The organism is Dyella terrae, assembly GCF_022394535.1.
Taxonomy (GTDB): Bacteria; Pseudomonadota; Gammaproteobacteria; order Xanthomonadales; family Rhodanobacteraceae; genus Dyella.
In genome coordinates, this window is record NZ_CP089414.1 from 626,082 (window position 1) to 640,224 (window position 14,143).

The 14,143-nt window shown below is 63.3% G+C and carries 16 protein-coding genes; 9 read left to right on the forward strand and 7 right to left on the reverse strand.

Translation table 11 applies throughout. The features are described 5' to 3' along the window. Positions 1-4 precede the first annotated feature (4 nt). Genes DYST_RS02515 through DYST_RS02525 form a run of 3 tightly spaced genes read left to right on the forward strand, consistent with a single transcriptional unit; the run spans position 5 to position 4,630 of the window. Complete coding sequence (locus tag DYST_RS02515; RefSeq protein ID WP_239949797.1) at positions 5-1,417, forward strand: Y-family DNA polymerase; 1,413 nt, start codon at positions 5-7, stop codon at positions 1,415-1,417. Beyond that, on the forward strand, positions 1,414-4,491 hold the full coding sequence (locus tag DYST_RS02520) for an error-prone DNA polymerase (RefSeq protein ID WP_239949799.1): 3,078 nt from the start codon (positions 1,414-1,416) through the stop codon (positions 4,489-4,491). The genes DYST_RS02515 and DYST_RS02520 overlap by 4 nt, the downstream gene beginning before the upstream one ends. Next, positions 4,478-4,630, forward strand: coding sequence for a DUF3470 domain-containing protein (locus tag DYST_RS02525; RefSeq protein WP_239949801.1), 153 nt, complete (start codon positions 4,478-4,480; stop codon positions 4,628-4,630). Before DYST_RS02520 ends, DYST_RS02525 begins: the two co-directional genes overlap by 14 nt. Before the next feature lie 10 nt (positions 4,631-4,640). Here the strand turns inward: DYST_RS02525 and DYST_RS02530 are convergent, their stop codons facing one another. Genes DYST_RS02530 through DYST_RS02540 form a run of 3 tightly spaced genes read right to left on the reverse strand, consistent with a single transcriptional unit; the run spans position 4,641 to position 7,229 of the window. Next, a complete protein-coding gene (locus DYST_RS02530; protein WP_343214852.1) occupies positions 4,641-6,563 on the reverse strand; it encodes an FTR1 family protein in 1,923 nt (640 codons plus the stop codon). Between the two features lie 42 nt (positions 6,564-6,605). After that, positions 6,606-7,025 carry a group III truncated hemoglobin gene (locus tag DYST_RS02535; protein WP_239949803.1) on the reverse strand — a complete coding sequence of 140 codons (420 nt, stop codon included), beginning with the start codon at positions 7,023-7,025 and terminating at the stop codon, positions 6,606-6,608. A gap of 27 nt (positions 7,026-7,052) precedes the next feature. Further along, on the reverse strand, positions 7,053-7,229 hold the full coding sequence (locus tag DYST_RS02540; protein ID WP_239949805.1) for a hypothetical protein: 177 nt from the start codon (positions 7,227-7,229) through the stop codon (positions 7,053-7,055). A 134-nt stretch (positions 7,230-7,363) separates the two neighbouring features. Between DYST_RS02540 and DYST_RS02545 the strand changes: the two genes are divergently transcribed. From DYST_RS02545 to DYST_RS02570, 6 genes are all read left to right on the forward strand, one after another. Continuing rightward, the gene (locus tag DYST_RS02545) at positions 7,364-8,101 is read left to right on the forward strand and encodes a DUF4440 domain-containing protein (RefSeq protein WP_239949807.1); all 738 of its coding nucleotides are present in this window, start codon (positions 7,364-7,366) and stop codon (positions 8,099-8,101) included. Positions 8,102-8,165: 64 nt separating this feature from the next. Further along, complete coding sequence (locus tag DYST_RS02550; RefSeq protein ID WP_102304618.1) at positions 8,166-8,594, forward strand: DUF6326 family protein; 429 nt, start codon at positions 8,166-8,168, stop codon at positions 8,592-8,594. A 309-nt stretch (positions 8,595-8,903) separates the two neighbouring features. Continuing rightward, positions 8,904-10,040, forward strand: coding sequence for an MGDG synthase family glycosyltransferase (locus DYST_RS02555; protein ID WP_239949809.1), 1,137 nt, complete (start codon positions 8,904-8,906; stop codon positions 10,038-10,040). After that, positions 10,040-10,534, forward strand: coding sequence for a hypothetical protein (locus DYST_RS02560; RefSeq protein WP_102304616.1), 495 nt, complete (start codon positions 10,040-10,042; stop codon positions 10,532-10,534). Before DYST_RS02555 ends, DYST_RS02560 begins: the two co-directional genes overlap by 1 nt. A gap of 142 nt (positions 10,535-10,676) precedes the next feature. Then, positions 10,677-11,123: a tyrosine-protein phosphatase gene (locus tag DYST_RS02565; protein WP_239949810.1), complete on the forward strand. Its 447-nt coding sequence runs from the start codon at positions 10,677-10,679 to the stop codon at positions 11,121-11,123. Between the two features lie 75 nt (positions 11,124-11,198). Further along, positions 11,199-11,786 carry a GIY-YIG nuclease family protein gene (locus DYST_RS02570; RefSeq protein ID WP_239949812.1) on the forward strand — a complete coding sequence of 196 codons (588 nt, stop codon included), beginning with the start codon at positions 11,199-11,201 and terminating at the stop codon, positions 11,784-11,786. 15 nt (positions 11,787-11,801) lie between these two features. Here DYST_RS02570 and DYST_RS02575 read toward each other — a convergent pair whose 3' ends face one another. The 4 genes from DYST_RS02575 to DYST_RS02590 all read right to left on the reverse strand — a co-directional run bounded on the left by DYST_RS02575 (position 11,802) and on the right by DYST_RS02590 (position 14,071). Then, a complete protein-coding gene (locus DYST_RS02575; RefSeq protein ID WP_102304613.1) occupies positions 11,802-12,083 on the reverse strand; it encodes a hypothetical protein in 282 nt (93 codons plus the stop codon). 129 nt (positions 12,084-12,212) lie between these two features. Then, positions 12,213-12,797, reverse strand: coding sequence for an alpha-ketoglutarate-dependent dioxygenase AlkB (locus tag DYST_RS02580; protein ID WP_239949814.1), 585 nt, complete (start codon positions 12,795-12,797; stop codon positions 12,213-12,215). 69 nt (positions 12,798-12,866) lie between these two features. After that, positions 12,867-13,547 (reverse strand): HAD family hydrolase, encoded by a 681-nt coding sequence (locus tag DYST_RS02585; protein ID WP_239949815.1) that lies wholly within the window; start codon positions 13,545-13,547, stop codon positions 12,867-12,869. A 26-nt stretch (positions 13,548-13,573) separates the two neighbouring features. Then, positions 13,574-14,071 carry a GlcG/HbpS family heme-binding protein gene (locus DYST_RS02590; protein ID WP_239949817.1) on the reverse strand — a complete coding sequence of 166 codons (498 nt, stop codon included), beginning with the start codon at positions 14,069-14,071 and terminating at the stop codon, positions 13,574-13,576. Between the last annotated feature and the right edge of the window lie 72 nt (positions 14,072-14,143).

Sequence of the window (14,143 nt, forward strand, 5' to 3'; positions counted from 1 at the left end):
TATCGTGCTCTGGGCCTGCATACTGCTGCCGCAACTGGCGCTGGACGGTGTCCTCCGGCGACGGCCACCCTCGGACGAGCCGCTGGTGTTGGTGAGTGGCCCCGCGCAGGCGCGCATCGTGCATGCAGCCAATGCATCAGCACGTGCGGCGGGCATGTATCGCGGGCAGAAGCTCGTCGCGGCACAGGCGCTGCTGCAACAGTTCGTGATGATCGAGCACGACGCGGAAGACGAGGCACGCTGGCATCGTCTGTTGGCTGCCTGGGCGTACCGTTATAGCGCCGAGGTCGGCCTGTATGCGCATGCCGTGGTGCTGGAGGTCAGTCGCAGCCTCAATCTATTTGGACCGTGGCCGCGTTTTGAGTCGCTGCTCCGCGATGACCTGAAAGAGCTGGGTTTTCGTCATCGCGTTGCACTCGCGCCGACGCCGCACGCCGCCTATGTGCTGGCGGGTGTGCACGATGGTCTGGCCGTCACCTCGCCGGAGATGCTTCGGGAGGCACTGTCTCCCGTACCCATTGCGCGTGCGCGTTTGCCGGCGGAGGCCACGCAAGGCTTGCCGTCGATGGGTATTCGCACACTGGGGCAGGTGTTCAAGCTGCCGCGTGCCGGGTTGCAGCGGCGTTTTGGTGAGGCCTTGGTGGCCCAGCTTGATCGCCTGACCGGTGACGAGCCGACACCCATGGAAAGCTACCGTCCGCCCGACGCGTTCGAGCAACGCATGGAGTGGACGCACGAGATCGAGCACGTTGAAGCCTTGATGTTTCCATTGCGCCGCCTGACCGGCGACATGGCGGCGTATCTCGCAGGCCGCGATGGTGGTGTGCAGCGTTTCGAACTCGAGCTGGAACATCGCAGCGGTGCGCCGACACATGTTGCGGTAGGTATGCTCACCGCCGCGCGCGATGCCGCGTTGCTGTTCGATTGTGCGCGTGGTCGCATCGAGCGACTTGAGCTGCCGCAACCGGTCATGGCCATGCGACTGGTGGCGCGCGAATTGCCGCCGTTCGTGCCGGCGGGCCGCGACCTGTTCGATACGCGCCCGGTTCATGCGGTGCCATTGGAGCAGTTGCGCGAACGTTTGCGCGCACGGTTGGGCGAGCAGGCCATTCAACACCTGCGCCGCACGGTGGATCCGCGGCCCGAAAAAGCGCAAAGCACGTCCGCGGCATCCACCTGGGCAACGTCGCCGGAAACCTTGCCGCGTCCCACCTGGTTGCTGGATACGCCGCGCCCTTTGCGCGGCCCGCCGCCCGAAGTGCTGGCCGGCCCTGAGCGCCTCGAAACCGGCTGGTGGGATGGTGGCGACATACGGCGTGATTACTACGTGGTGCGCACAACGCAAGGACAATGCGCCTGGGTGTTTTGCGCACCGGGCGAGCAAGGGAACTGGATGCTTCACGGGTGGTTCGCATGAACGACTACGCCGAGCTGCATTGCCTGTCGAATTTTTCGTTCCAGCGTGGTGCGTCCAGCGCGCGTGAACTGTTCGATCGGGCAAAGGAGTGCGGCTATCGTGCGCTAGCGATCACTGATGAATGTTCGTTGGCCGGTATCGTGCGCGCTTACGAGGCGTCGCGTGACACGGGGCTGCCTCTGATCGTCGGTGCCGAGTTCCAGATCGAAGGTGGCACGAAGCTGGTGTTGTTGTGCGAGAACCTGCAAGGCTATACGGCGTTGTGCGCCCTTATCACGCGCGGGCGTCGCGTGGCGGAGAAGGGTACGTATCGCGTGACGCGCGATGATTTTGCTGATGGCCTGCCGGGTACGCTGGCCTTGTGGTTGCCGCAAGGCGATTTGCGGCAGGAGCGAGGTGCCTGGCTGAAGACCTTGTTCGATGGGCGCCTGTGGTTGGCCGTCGAACTGCATCACGGGTCGGATGATGCGCGCCGCTTCGAAGAACTGCGCACGCTGGCCGAGGCGCTGGCATTGCCGATGGTGGCGACGGGCGACGTGCATATGCACGTGCGCCGCCGTCGCGCCCTGCAGGACGTGATGACGGCGATCCGCCATCGCCGCACCGTGGCCGAAGCAGGCGACCTGTTATTTCCCAATGGCGAGCGGCATCTGCGTACACGCGAAGCCTTGTCGGCGATCTACTCAGCGGAGCTGATGGCCGAAAGCGTGCGCATCGCCGAGTGCTGCCATTTCGTGATGACGGATATCAACTATCGCTATCCCGCCGAGTTGGTGCCGGAGGGCGAGACGCCGACCACATGGCTGCGGCATTTGACGGAGGAAGGCCTGAAGTGGCGCTGGCCGCAGGGTGAGCCGAAGAAGGTGAGGGATCAGGTTGAGTACGAGCTAAAGCTGGTCGAGAAGCTTGAGTACGAGTCGTACTTCCTCACCGTTCACGAGATCGTGGCGTTTGCGCGCAGCAAGGACATTCTTTGCCAGGGGCGCGGGTCGGCGGCGAACTCGGCTGTCTGCTATGCGTTGGGCGTGACGGCGGTGGACCCGGCCACGACCACGCTGCTGGTCGAGCGCTTTATCTCTGCAGAGCGCAACGAGCCGCCGGATATTGATATCGACTTCGAGCATGAGCGGCGCGAAGAGGTCATCCAGCACATCTACGAAAAGTACGGCCGGGAGCGTGCCGCGCTGGCCGCCACGGTAATCAGCTATCGCGGCCGCAGCGCCGTGCGCGACGTGGCGCGTGCCCTCGGTTTGCCCTCGGACCAGATCGATCTGTTGTCGCGCACCTTTGCGTGGCAGGACGGCGACGACCCGATGGATGGCCGCCTGCGCGAGCGCGGTTTCGACCCTGATAGTCCACTGTTACGCCGTGTGCTCGTGCTTACGGCGGAATTGATGGGTTTTCCGCGCCACCTGTCCCAGCACGTGGGTGGCTTCGTCATCTCCGATCAGCCGCTGTCGAATCTGGTGCCGGTGGAGAACGCCTCCATGCCCGATCGCACCATCATCCAATGGGACAAGGATGATCTGGACACCATGCGCCTGCTGAAGGTGGATTGTCTGGCACTGGGCATGCTTACCTGCATCCGCAAGTGTCTGGCCTTGTTGCAGCATCACCATGGTCGCGTGGAAACGCTGGCGTCGATTCCTCCGGATGATGACGCGACCTATGAGCTGATCCAGCGTGCCGACACCATCGGCGTGTTCCAGATCGAATCGCGTGCGCAGATGGCCATGCTGCCGCGGCACCGGCCGGAGAATTTCTACGACCTGGTGATCCAGGTGGCCATCGTTCGTCCTGGTCCGATCCAGGGAGACATGGTGCACCCGTACCTGCGTCGCAAGCGTGGGGAAGAGAAAGTCACCTTTCCCTCTGAAAAGCTCCGTGGCGTTTTTGAGCGCACCTTGGGTGTGCCGCTGTTCCAGGAGCAGGTGATGAAGCTGGCTATCGAGGCGGCCGAATACTCGCCCGGCGAAGCGGATCAACTGCGCCGCTCGATGGCTGCATGGCGACGCAACGGCGACATGGAAATTCATCGCCAGCGGCTGATGGCCGGCATGCTGAAAAATGGATTCACAGAGGAGTTCGCCGCACGTCTGTTCGAGCAGATCAAGGGCTTTGGCTCGTATGGGTTCCCCGAGAGCCATGCGGCGAGCTTTGCCTTGCTGGTGTATGCCAGCTGCTGGCTCAAATGCCATTACCGCGCGGCTTTCATGTGCGCCTTGCTCAATGCGCAACCAATGGGGTTCTACGACGCTAGCCAGATCGTGCAGGACACACAGCGTCACGGCATCAAGGTGCGGCCGGTGGATGTGCGCCATAGCGACTGGGACAACATGCTTGAGGACGACCCTTCGTCGAAGGGTGGTTTTGCGCTTCGGCTGGGCTTCCGACAAGTGCGCGGATGCCGCCAGGAAGTGATGGCGCAGTTGATGATCGCGCGGGCCCGTCGGCCATTCGACGACGTGGCCGACCTATGCGCCCGCGCCGGGCTCAACCGCCATCAGCAGGAGGCGCTGGCCGAGGCGGATGCATTGCGCGGCCTGGCGGGGCACCGTCATCGCGCGCGTTGGGCGATGGCGGGCATCGAGGCGCAATTGCCGCTGTTCGGCAACACCAGTCCGCAGGAGGACGACGTGGCCTTGCCGCCACCGTCACAGGGTGAAAGCACGCTGGCCGATTACGCGCGCATGGGGCTCAGCCTGGGGCCGCATCCCCTGCGGCAGATTCGCGCGCGTCTTCGCGCCGCCAAATGCGTGGATTCACGTAGTTTGCAGGGCTGCCTTCACGCCAGTCACGTGCGCGCTGCGGGCTTGGTCACACAGCGGCAGCGCCCGCAGACCGCCAGTGGTGTGACCTTCATCACCCTGGAAGACGAGTACGGTCCCATCAATGTCGTGGTGTGGAGCCACGTGGCTGAGCGGCAGCGGCGTATTTTTCTGGAGTCACGCTTGCTCGGCGTGGACGGTCGCTGGGAGCACGTGGATGGCGTGAGTCACCTTATCGCGCATCGCCTGCATGACCTGAGCGAGCTGCTGGGTTCGCTGGACAGTCGTTCGCGTGACTTCCATTGAGTGCACGGTTTCAGTGTGTCGCCGGGGAGATGCCGAGCTCGCCAAGCAGTGGCCGGTCATCAACGCCAAGATTCCGGCCATGTTCGACGCCGCCGACTGGGACGGCCGCCCGCATAAGCGGGCTTTCCTGATTCGCTGAGCGTGGCTGCTCAGGCGCTACGTGCTCGCCAGCGATTGACTGCGAAGCCGAAGGCAAGCATCAGCGCCACGGCCAACTGTGCCAACAAGGATTGCCACGTGGGGTAGATGCCCAACAGGTCAATGGATGGTGCTGGCGCCACGGTGACGGCTGTCCATCCCGCCTCCTGCAAGGCGGCTACGCCCTTGCCTGTAAGCACGATGGCGAGCACGGCGATCACCAGCGAACTGACAGAGAAGAACAACCCCAGTGGCAGGCGCTGGCTGGTACGCAGCAGCACCCAGGCGATGACGCCGAGCATGACTGCGCCGGCAGCCAGCCCGGCGAGCAGCCACACACCCTGACCCTCGTTCCACAGCGCCGTGTAGAACAGGATGGTTTCAAACACCTCGCGATAGACCGAGATAAAGGTGAGGCCGAACACGAACCAGGCCGAACGCCGGTTCAAGGCCGTCGCCATCTTTGCTTTCAGGTAGGACTGCCAGCGGCCGCCGATGCTCTTTTGGTGCATCCACAGGCCCACGCCCAGCAACACGGCGGCGGCGAACAGCGACGATAGGCCCTCGGTCAGTTCGCGGCTGGCGCCGCTGATCGAAATCGCATAACTGGCCGCCGCCCAGGTGATGGCGCCGGCCAACAAGGCGAGTGTCCAACCCCAATGCACGTAACGTGTCGCGTCATGCCTATCCGCTTTGCGCAGGAAGGCGAGCAGGGCGACGACGACCAGGAGGGCTTCCAGGCCTTCGCGCACCAGGATGGTGAACGCACCGATGAACGTCGTCATGGGGCTGGCTGCCGTTTCGGACAGCACGGTCTGCGCCTGCCCGAGCAGGCCGTCGACCTCGTGCGCCTGCTTGGTCACGGCATCATCGTTAGGGGATTGCGACAGCGTCGTGCGGTACGCACCCATCGCAGTTTCGATGCGTGCACGCAACGAGGCATTGCGCGTATCCAGTTGCGCCTCGACCGGCTCGACGCCGTCCAGATAGGCCGACAGAGCGAGCTGCCTGGCTTCTTCGCTTTTACCGTTGCGATGCGCTTCCAGGCTGTCCGCCAGTCGAGCACGCGCCAGCGGTATGCCGGCGAGTGCCTCATGCACGGCCCCGGGGTGGGCACGCAAGTAGCCGATGATGAGGTGCGCCTGTGCAACGCCCAGTGTGTCGGCCAAGCCCGCCGCGCGAGCACGGGCTAATTCGCTCGGCGAGGCGATAGCGCCTCGGGCGCGTGCATCGTCCCGCCACGCTTGCTCGCCCCGCGTCGCAGTCACGGGATAAGCGAGCGTGCCCACGTAATAGGCCAGCGACCAGCGGTCGTCGCTGGAAAGCGCTTGGGCGTAGCTCACCATCGGCGTGCCGGCGACGCCCTGGGTAATCACCTCGTACAACGACAGCGGGCTGCGCTGGTCGGCGCGACTCACCTCGGTGAAATCGATCGGGCGAGGCGAGAGCTGGAGTCCTGCAGGGCCGTCGCCATGCCCGGTGGCGCCGTGGCAGGCCGCACACTGCGCCTGGTAAAGCGATGCGCCACGTGTCAGATCGGGTGTTTTCGTCGGCGCCGTGGGAATGGGGTAGGCCTGCAGCAGCGTGTCCGTGAGCGCATGCGCCTGCCGCGCCACATCGGCCTCGGGTGCCTTGGCATCGATCAGCGACACCAGCTGGTCAGCTTGCTGTCGCAGTGCCGGTGTGGCCGGTGATACCGGCAGGGCCAGTACGCGCTCGCGCGCATGGCGCGCAAACTCTCGCATCTCGGCGTATTCCGAGGCGCTCACGACTTCACCGTGGTTGACTGCGCCGGCGTAGTCCGCCGCGAGGTAATCGAGCATCTGCCAGGTCTGCGGCACACTCGACGTGGGGTCGTCGATGGCTTGTTGCGCCAACGCAGGTGATGCGCCGAGTCCGAAGGCAAGGAGCAGGATTGCGAGCTTCCGGGTCACTTTACAAATGCGATCTATTCTCATTTGTAAAGTGTACTCTCGTTACGATGTGATATGCAGTGGTCCCAGGATCCGGGACGGGTGCTCCAGTGCCAGCCGGCCATGGCCGATGCCCTGGCTGATGCTTTGGGCAATACGCTCGGCCGTGCTGATGAAAAGCTCGGCCGTGGGCGGGTCGAAGACCTCGCGGGCAGTTTCACCCCACAACGCCAGCCAACGGTGAAACAGCGCCTGTGGAAACGCAGGCAGCGCGCGATGCACGCCCATTGGATTGCCGTGGTATCGCCCGGTGCGCAAGATGAGGGACGACCAGAAGTCGCGCAGCGTGTGCTTGTGCGCGGTCCAGTCGTGAATAGCGGTGTTGAACACCGGGCCCAGTTCCTCGTCTGCGCGGACCTTGTCGTAGAAGCGGTCGACCAGCGTCGCGATGCCGACCTCGTTTGCAGCAGGGAAAAGTGCCATGAGTGAACGTCGTCTCAGTGAGGCGTGCTAGCCCGGTGCGCCATCGCGCCCTGGCGTGAGGTACATCCATAACGATCGCGCCACCCAGGGCGTGAGTGCAAGCAGCCAGAGCGCTGCCGCGGCGATGTACCACGGCCACGGTGGTGACATGTATTCGCCGGCTATGCGAATCAAGGCGACCAGCTGCAGGGCGGTGTAGAGCACCAACAGCAGTCCTGGTCGTCGCGCCTTGATCTGCGTCAGATTTGCGCGCAGGTGCTGCCCCGGCTGTCCACGATGACTTCATGCACGGGTGCGTCCCCGCTTGCCGGCGCATGCTCTACGCCAGGGAGAGGGTCATGATTCGAAAACTACTGACAGGCGGGCTTTTGGCCTTGGGCATGGTTGTGGTGTCGGCGCATGCCGAAGAAGCGCCAGCAGCCTTGCGCGATGTGCTGGTCAAAACCACTCAAGCACTGATGGATGCGTTGCCAGTGGGCGACAAGACGCCCTGGGAGCAATGGGTCACGGACGACGCGGTAATCATCGACGAGTTCGGCCGGGTGGCGAGCAAGGCCGACACCATTGCATCGCTGCGCCATTTTCCCTCTGGCGTCACCGGCAGCATGGAGATGCGCGATCCGCATGCCTGGCTGCACGGCGACAGTGCCTTGCTTAGTGTCGAGGAGTACGAGCGCGAATCCTATTTTGGCCAGTCGTTCGTGGTGCGCTACCGGTCGCTGCTCACCTTCGTTAAGCAGGGTGGTCAATGGAAACTGGCTGGCGCCCAGGACGTCACCATTCCCACGCCACCGTCCAGGCTGGACGTTCCCGGCCTCGTGCTGGATGACTACGTGGGCACCTTTCGCTATGCGCCGGGGCGCGCATGGGTCGTCTCCGTCGATCATGGCGTGCTTGGTTACGTGACGCGACCCGGCGGCCCCGTGAACACGCTGCAGCCCGTGGCGAAGGATGTCTTCATGGGTACCGACGACGAGCGCAACCTGCTGGTCTTCCAGCGCGACGAGCACGGCAAGGTCAGCGCGTTGATCGAGCGGCGGAAATTCAATGACCTGAGGCTGGGCAAGGAAGGCTGACGCATTGCCGCGCCGTTTTGTGTCCCATGGATCCATACAGACATATCGACAAGGAAGCACACGCATGGCATCTCCCGCATCTGGAAAGACAGCCCTTGAGGATTGGAAGGTTCCCGTCAAATTGAAGCTTGCCGCGCTGTGGGCAAGCCTGATGTTCTGCTACATCTACGGCGACTATTTCGGGCTCTTTCAGCCAGGCACATTGCAAAGCATGCTGGAAGGAAAAATGGGGCCGCTCGGGCCCACGACGCAGGGCGTGCTGCTGGGCACCTCCATCCTGATGGCAGTGCCCAGCGTGATGGTCTTTCTGTCGCTGGTGATGAGGCCGCTGGCAGGTCGGGTGGTGAACGTGGTGTTGGGCCTGCTCTACGCGATCATCATGGCCGTGTCGATGCCGGGTGCCTGGACGTTCTATCTGTTTCTCGGCGTCATCGAGATCGTGCTTTCCCTGTTGATCGTCTGGTACGCGTGGCGGTGGCCGCGTTCAGCTTAGTAGGGCTATGGCCCCGGCATTGAGGCGACTCTGCTTGGGGCTAGGGTAGCGACCTGCGCGGATCGGCGGGGCATTGTCGCCGTGTCCGTGCGGGTGCCCGTCAGGGGCTCGCCGGCAAAATCCTGCGACGGATAGCGTGTCTGGGCCGCATTGGGTCGGTGCTCTGGCGGGGGCGGTGCAGGGCCCATGGCTTAGCGGTTAGCATCATCGGCCAGGCTTTTGCCTTGGTCCCGGCTATTGTGGGCGCCTGCATGGCGTCCAGTGATCCATCCGGGGCCAGCATCGTTACCACACCGGGAAGGACACTGAGTGAGCAAGCGAATTCTACTTTTGAGCGTTTCCGCAGGCGCCGGTCATGTGCGCGCCGCCGAAGCGCTGCGCACCTGCGCGGATGGCTACGAGGATGTGTCGACGTTGCATCTCGACGTCATGGACTATGTGCCGGACAGTTTCCGCGCGATCTACGCCGACTCCTACATCAAGCTGGTCAATGCGCATCCGACCCTGTGGGGCATGCTCTATAAGAGCAGCTCGGACATGAAGCCGACGGCCCTGGTGCAAAAGGTCCGCCGCACGACGGAGCGCCTCAGTACGCGCGCCTTGCTCAAAGCCATCAAGGAATTTGGCCCGGATGCGATCGTCTGCACGCACTTCCTTCCCGCCGAACTCCTGATGCACGAAATCCGCCGCGATCGCTTACATGTCCCGGTATGGGTGCAAGTGACCGATTTCGATCTGCACCGGATGTGGGTGATCCCGCTCATGACCGGCTACTTTGCGGCCAATGACGAAATCGCCTTCCGCATGCGGGCTAATGGCATCCCTGCCGAGCAGATCCACGTCACCGGCATTCCGATCATGCCTGCCTTTTCGCGACCGCTGGAGCGCGCGGCATGCGCTGCGCAGTTCGGGCTCGATCCGGCACGACAGACCCTTCTGCTCATGGGTGGTGGTGCGGGCGTGGGTGGCCTGGATGGCGTCGCGAAAGAGCTTCTGTCTGCCGAGGGCGACTTCCAGTTGATCGTGCTCGCTGGCCGCAACGCCAAGGCACTGGCCGCGCTCAAGACCTTGGCGGAACAGTACCCGCAACGTCTGTTTCCCCAGGGATTTACGCAGGAAGTGGAGCGGCTGATGGCCTGCGCCGACGCCGTCATCACCAAGCCCGGCGGTTTGACCACGTCCGAATGCCTCGCCGTGGGCTTGCCGATGATCGTCAATGCGCCCATTCCCGGGCAGGAAGAGCACAACGCGGATTACCTGCTGGAGCAGGGCGCCGCGCTGAAGGCGGTCGACGAGCTTGGTCTTGTCTATCGCGTTCGCCATCTGGTCCGGCACCCGGACAAGCTCGCCGCGATGGGGCGTAGCGCCAAGGCACTGGGTCGCCCGCAGGCCGCTGGCGCTGTGCTGGACGTGGTGTTTGCCGATCTCGCCGGGCGCGCGGGTTGATGGCCAAGGGTTTTCAGTCGCGACGGGCGCTCGTGTTTGCTGTTCTGTGGACCTTGCTGCTCTCCTTCTTCTTCGCGAAGGTGGAGGTGCAGATCGAAGGTGCTGCCGGATGGGCCGCCAATCTTCCGACCTGGCGCATCGAGCATCACTGGATGCTCGATCTTTTCTGGGGCGGGCGCCCGATGACCGGCTACCACGCATGGGTCTTTCCCTGCATGGCGTTGTTCTTCCATTTTCCGCTGGCGTTCGACGCTCATTGGTCGTGGCGGGCGGAGGCGCGGGTGATCGGGTGCGTCATGATGTTCTGGGTCAGCGAGGATTTTCTCTGGTTCGCATTGAACCCAGCCTTCGGCCTGGGGCACTTTTCGCCACAGTGGGTTCCTTGGCATAAGCATTGGTTGGGCCCGGCGCCGACGGATTACTGGGTGTATCTCGCTGTTGCTTTGCTGATGTTCTATCTGTCCAGCCGGCCGAAACGAAGCCGTTACCTCTGAATCACTGGCATGTGTCGGTGCGGACGCTATCCGCATGGGTGGCGTTATCTTGCCGACACGCCTATTGCACAAGACCTCTATGACTGCCGAACGCAATCCACGCTGGGCTTCCGTTGTCGATCGAAGCGGGAACCTTCACCGCATGACCGACTCGCTGTATCGCAGCGAGCAGCCGCTCAAAGGTCACATCGATCTGCTGAAATCATTGGGTGTTGCCACGGTCATCAGCTTCCGTGCGTTTCATTCAGACTGGCGGCTGCTGGAAGAGGCGGCCATGCGCCGACACAGGATTCCGATGCATACGTGGCGCATCCGTGACCGCGAAGTGGAGGAAGCCTTGCGCCACATTCGTACGGCGGAAACCTATGGCGCCGTGTTGATCCACTGCCAGCATGGTGCGGACCGCACTGGCCTGGTCTCGGCGATGTACCGCATGATCTATCAGGGCTGGAGCAAAGAAGAAGCCCTGGACGAGCTGCTGCATGGCGGCTATGGCTTCCATTCCATCTGGAAGAACATCCCTCATTACATTGAGAGGCTGGATCTCGCTGCCTTCCGCGAGCGGCTGGCTGCCTCGCCTGCATCTTGAGGCACACTCGTCGGCTCGCGTTGCCTGCGGTGACGCGCGTTTAATGACACTATCGTGAGCATGGACGAGTTCCTTATGCCCAGGACGCTCGGCAAAGGGCGTACCTACGTCTACATGCTTCCCTGGCGCGAGCAGGATCTGCTGAAGGTTGGCTTCTCGCGGCAGCCGCTGGTTCGCCTGCGCACCTTGCATCGGCGGTTTTTCGATGTGTTCGATCTCGATCGCGGGTGCTTGCTGGAAACCGAGCGGTTAGCGCAGGCACGCCGGATCGAGCGCGACCTTATTCTGCGGCATGCCGAGCATCGTTCGCCGCCACCGCTGGCCGTGCCGGATGCGGCGGCCGGCTACAGTGAATGGTTTCGTGGCGTGGAGGCGGACGTGACGGCGGAGCTGCGCGCGATCGCCGATCGCGAGGGGTTCGTGCTGCATTCTCTGCGCGACTGGGTGCGGCAAGGGTTCGAGAGTCAGGGGGACGGTCTTTACGAGTGGTCTTTGCGGCTGCTCGAGGCCATCGAATACGAGGTCTTCAACGTGCCGGCGGTGCTTCAGCGAGGCGACGCAGCGCACTCCTTACGCTACGTGATGGATGCCTGCGAGGCGGTTGGCTTGCCGCTTGCTCGTTTTTTCCCGGATAGCGCCTTGGCGTGGCGTGCGCTGAACTGAAATAGGCGTGCCATCTCACCAGTGAAGTCGCGCCCGCGCCCGGCTCGCCCGTTCACCCAGGTGGATGCCCGCCCAGGCCACGCCGAAGGTAAGTGGCAGCGCGGCGAAGCGCAGCACCGGCGGAAACAATCCGCTGGCAAGCAGTATCAGGCAGGCAAGCACCAGTAACAGGTCCGCGCCGAGTCGGCGACGCCTGCAGTCCGCCACCTTTCGCGTATAGATCGCCACAGCCTCATCGAAGGCTGGCCGTTCGGCGAGTGATGGGATGCTCCGTTCCCGCGTAGCCCATGGTCGCATGCGCTTTTCCCTCGCCAGCGCCGGCGTGGCGCTTGCAGGCATGGTAGCGAGGGCGACGGTGATGGCCAGATCAAGGAATCGTATGAACCGAGTTTAATGCGGGCGATACGTGATCACGCGCACGCCGTCTCACGCTGGCTTGCGCATACGGAACGCGATGCTGATGCGCGGGCCGATCGGGTGGCTCTGCTTGGGGATGCCGTGGTCGTAGTGCAGTTGCGTATTCCAGTCCATCAGCAGCAGGCTGCCGGCTGCCAGGTCGAGATCGAGGCGTCGGGACGCAGCGCGCTTCTTGCTTCGGATATGCATCCGCCGCGTGGCGCCTAGTGAAAGCAGGGCGATCGATTGGCCCTCCTGCAGATCGTCCAGTCGATCGTTATGCATCGCCACGCTGTCGTGTTCGTTGCGATACAGATTCAGGCCGATGCTGTTGAATGACTCGCCGGTCAGGTTGCGGACGCGATCCAGTGCGGTGCCCAGTGGCCATGGTAGGTCGGGCGTGTCATCAAAAAAGTGGGCGGTCAGGCGCGGCACATCCAGCTCCCGCTCATACATCATGCGGCGCTGCTGTCGCCAGAAGGGGCTGTCGAGCAGACGCTCGTGCCATTGGGCGGCCTCCGGCGCGTCGATGACGTCTTCTTCGTACGTGATCCGGCCGCTGGCGTCATCCAGCAGTACGAGCGGGCATTGGGCGAACAGGGAGAATTGGGACACGGAGTAGACGGCGCAAGGTGAATCAACGGCTCCTGATTATGGGGGCGGTCCGGATCAAATCGAGAGACGCTAGGGTGAAATTTGCGCCGTTGCTGCATCGAGCAGTTGGGGTAACTGCGAGAATTGCGTAGCCGTAAAGGGCGCATGAACATCAGGCGGCAACCGCCCATATCCCCAGCTAGCGAAGATGGCCGGAATACCGTGGGCGGAAGCAGCGGCGAGGTCAACGAGATTGTCGCCAATCATGACGGCAGGAAGACCGGTGAGCCCGGCGCGTTGCAGTGTGCCGTGAATATGTCCGGCGTCAGGCTTCTGTCGCTCCACCGTATCGCCGCCGCAGACCACGTCGAAGCGATCGAGCACGTTCAGATTGTCGAGGAGGGCAAGCGCGGCGGCTTCAATCTTGTTGGTGCATACCGCCAGACGCCAGCCGCTTCGCGCCAGGTGATCCAGCGTGACGCGGACGTTCGGATACAACGCCGCGCCGCCCGGTGGATGGTTCAGATAGTCCTGCAGGAAATCGTCGATGTCTTGCGTGGACGGTGACGCCCCGCGCAAGGCGTAAGCACGGCGGCCGAATGCCGCCAGGCCATCACCAAGCAGCGGAATGGCCTCGTCGCGCTGCAATGGCGTGATGCCGTTGGTCTGAAGGCTCCGGTTGACGGCGTTCGTGATGCCATCCACGGAGTCCACGAGGGTGCCGTCGAGATCGAAGATGGCGACGCGTTCAGTGTGGGTGTGGGGCTTCATGTCGTGCAAAGTCCTTATGGATCGTTTCAGCCGTTTGCCAGCGCAGCAATGCCAGCCTTGGCGATCTCTTCGTCATGCTGCGGCGTATCGGCCGAGATGCCGATGGCGCCAACGATACGGCCGTTCACCTCGATAGGCAGGCCGCCACGCATGAGTACATAACCTCGTGCGGACAGCACGGCAGGTCGTTGGCCATTGGCGGCATCTTCCAGTGCGCCGCTCGGTCGACGGAACAAGGCGGCCGTTCGCGCCTTGCCTGGGGCCAGGTCAACGCCGGCAAGCACGGCAGCGTCGTCCATCCGCACCAGCATGATCGGCAATCCGCTGGCGTCGACGATGGAAATCACACAGGGCCAGCCTTGCGCCTTGGCTTTGGCCTGCGCGCCGTCGGCGATGCGTTTGGCCGCATCCAGTGTGAGCACAGGTTGCAAGGGCAGGTTGCTGGCAACGCTTACCGCGGGCAGTAGGGCGGCTGCGGTACTCAACAAGGTGGCGGCGGCCATGGAGCAGAAGCGGACATTCATGGGTCGGTCTCGGTCGGCTTGGTCGTGCTATTCAAGCGCTTCGACGATTTCATTTCATTGCGGCGTTCCGGG

Bases quoted from the DNA above. Each gene is read 5' to 3' on its own strand.
- DYST_RS02590 (WP_239949817.1), bottom strand. From the start codon at position 14,071: ATGAATGTCCGCTTCTGCTCCATGGCCGCCGCCACCTTGTTGAGTACC.
- DYST_RS02585 (WP_239949815.1), bottom strand. From the start codon at position 13,547: ATGAAGCCCCACACCCACACTGAACGCGTCGCCATCTTCGATCTCGAC.
- DYST_RS02545 (WP_239949807.1), top strand. From the start codon at position 7,364: ATGATTCGAAAACTACTGACAGGCGGGCTTTTGGCCTTGGGCATGGTT.
- DYST_RS02570 (WP_239949812.1), top strand. From the start codon at position 11,199: ATGCCCAGGACGCTCGGCAAAGGGCGTACCTACGTCTACATGCTTCCC.
- DYST_RS02520 (WP_239949799.1), top strand. From the start codon at position 1,414: ATGAACGACTACGCCGAGCTGCATTGCCTGTCGAATTTTTCGTTCCAG.
- DYST_RS02535 (WP_239949803.1), bottom strand. From the start codon at position 7,025: ATGGCACTTTTCCCTGCTGCAAACGAGGTCGGCATCGCGACGCTGGTC.
- DYST_RS02550 (WP_102304618.1), top strand. From the start codon at position 8,166: ATGGCATCTCCCGCATCTGGAAAGACAGCCCTTGAGGATTGGAAGGTT.
- DYST_RS02560 (WP_102304616.1), top strand. From the start codon at position 10,040: ATGGCCAAGGGTTTTCAGTCGCGACGGGCGCTCGTGTTTGCTGTTCTG.
- DYST_RS02575 (WP_102304613.1), bottom strand. From the start codon at position 12,083: ATGCGACCATGGGCTACGCGGGAACGGAGCATCCCATCACTCGCCGAA.
- DYST_RS02565 (WP_239949810.1), top strand. From the start codon at position 10,677: ATGACCGACTCGCTGTATCGCAGCGAGCAGCCGCTCAAAGGTCACATC.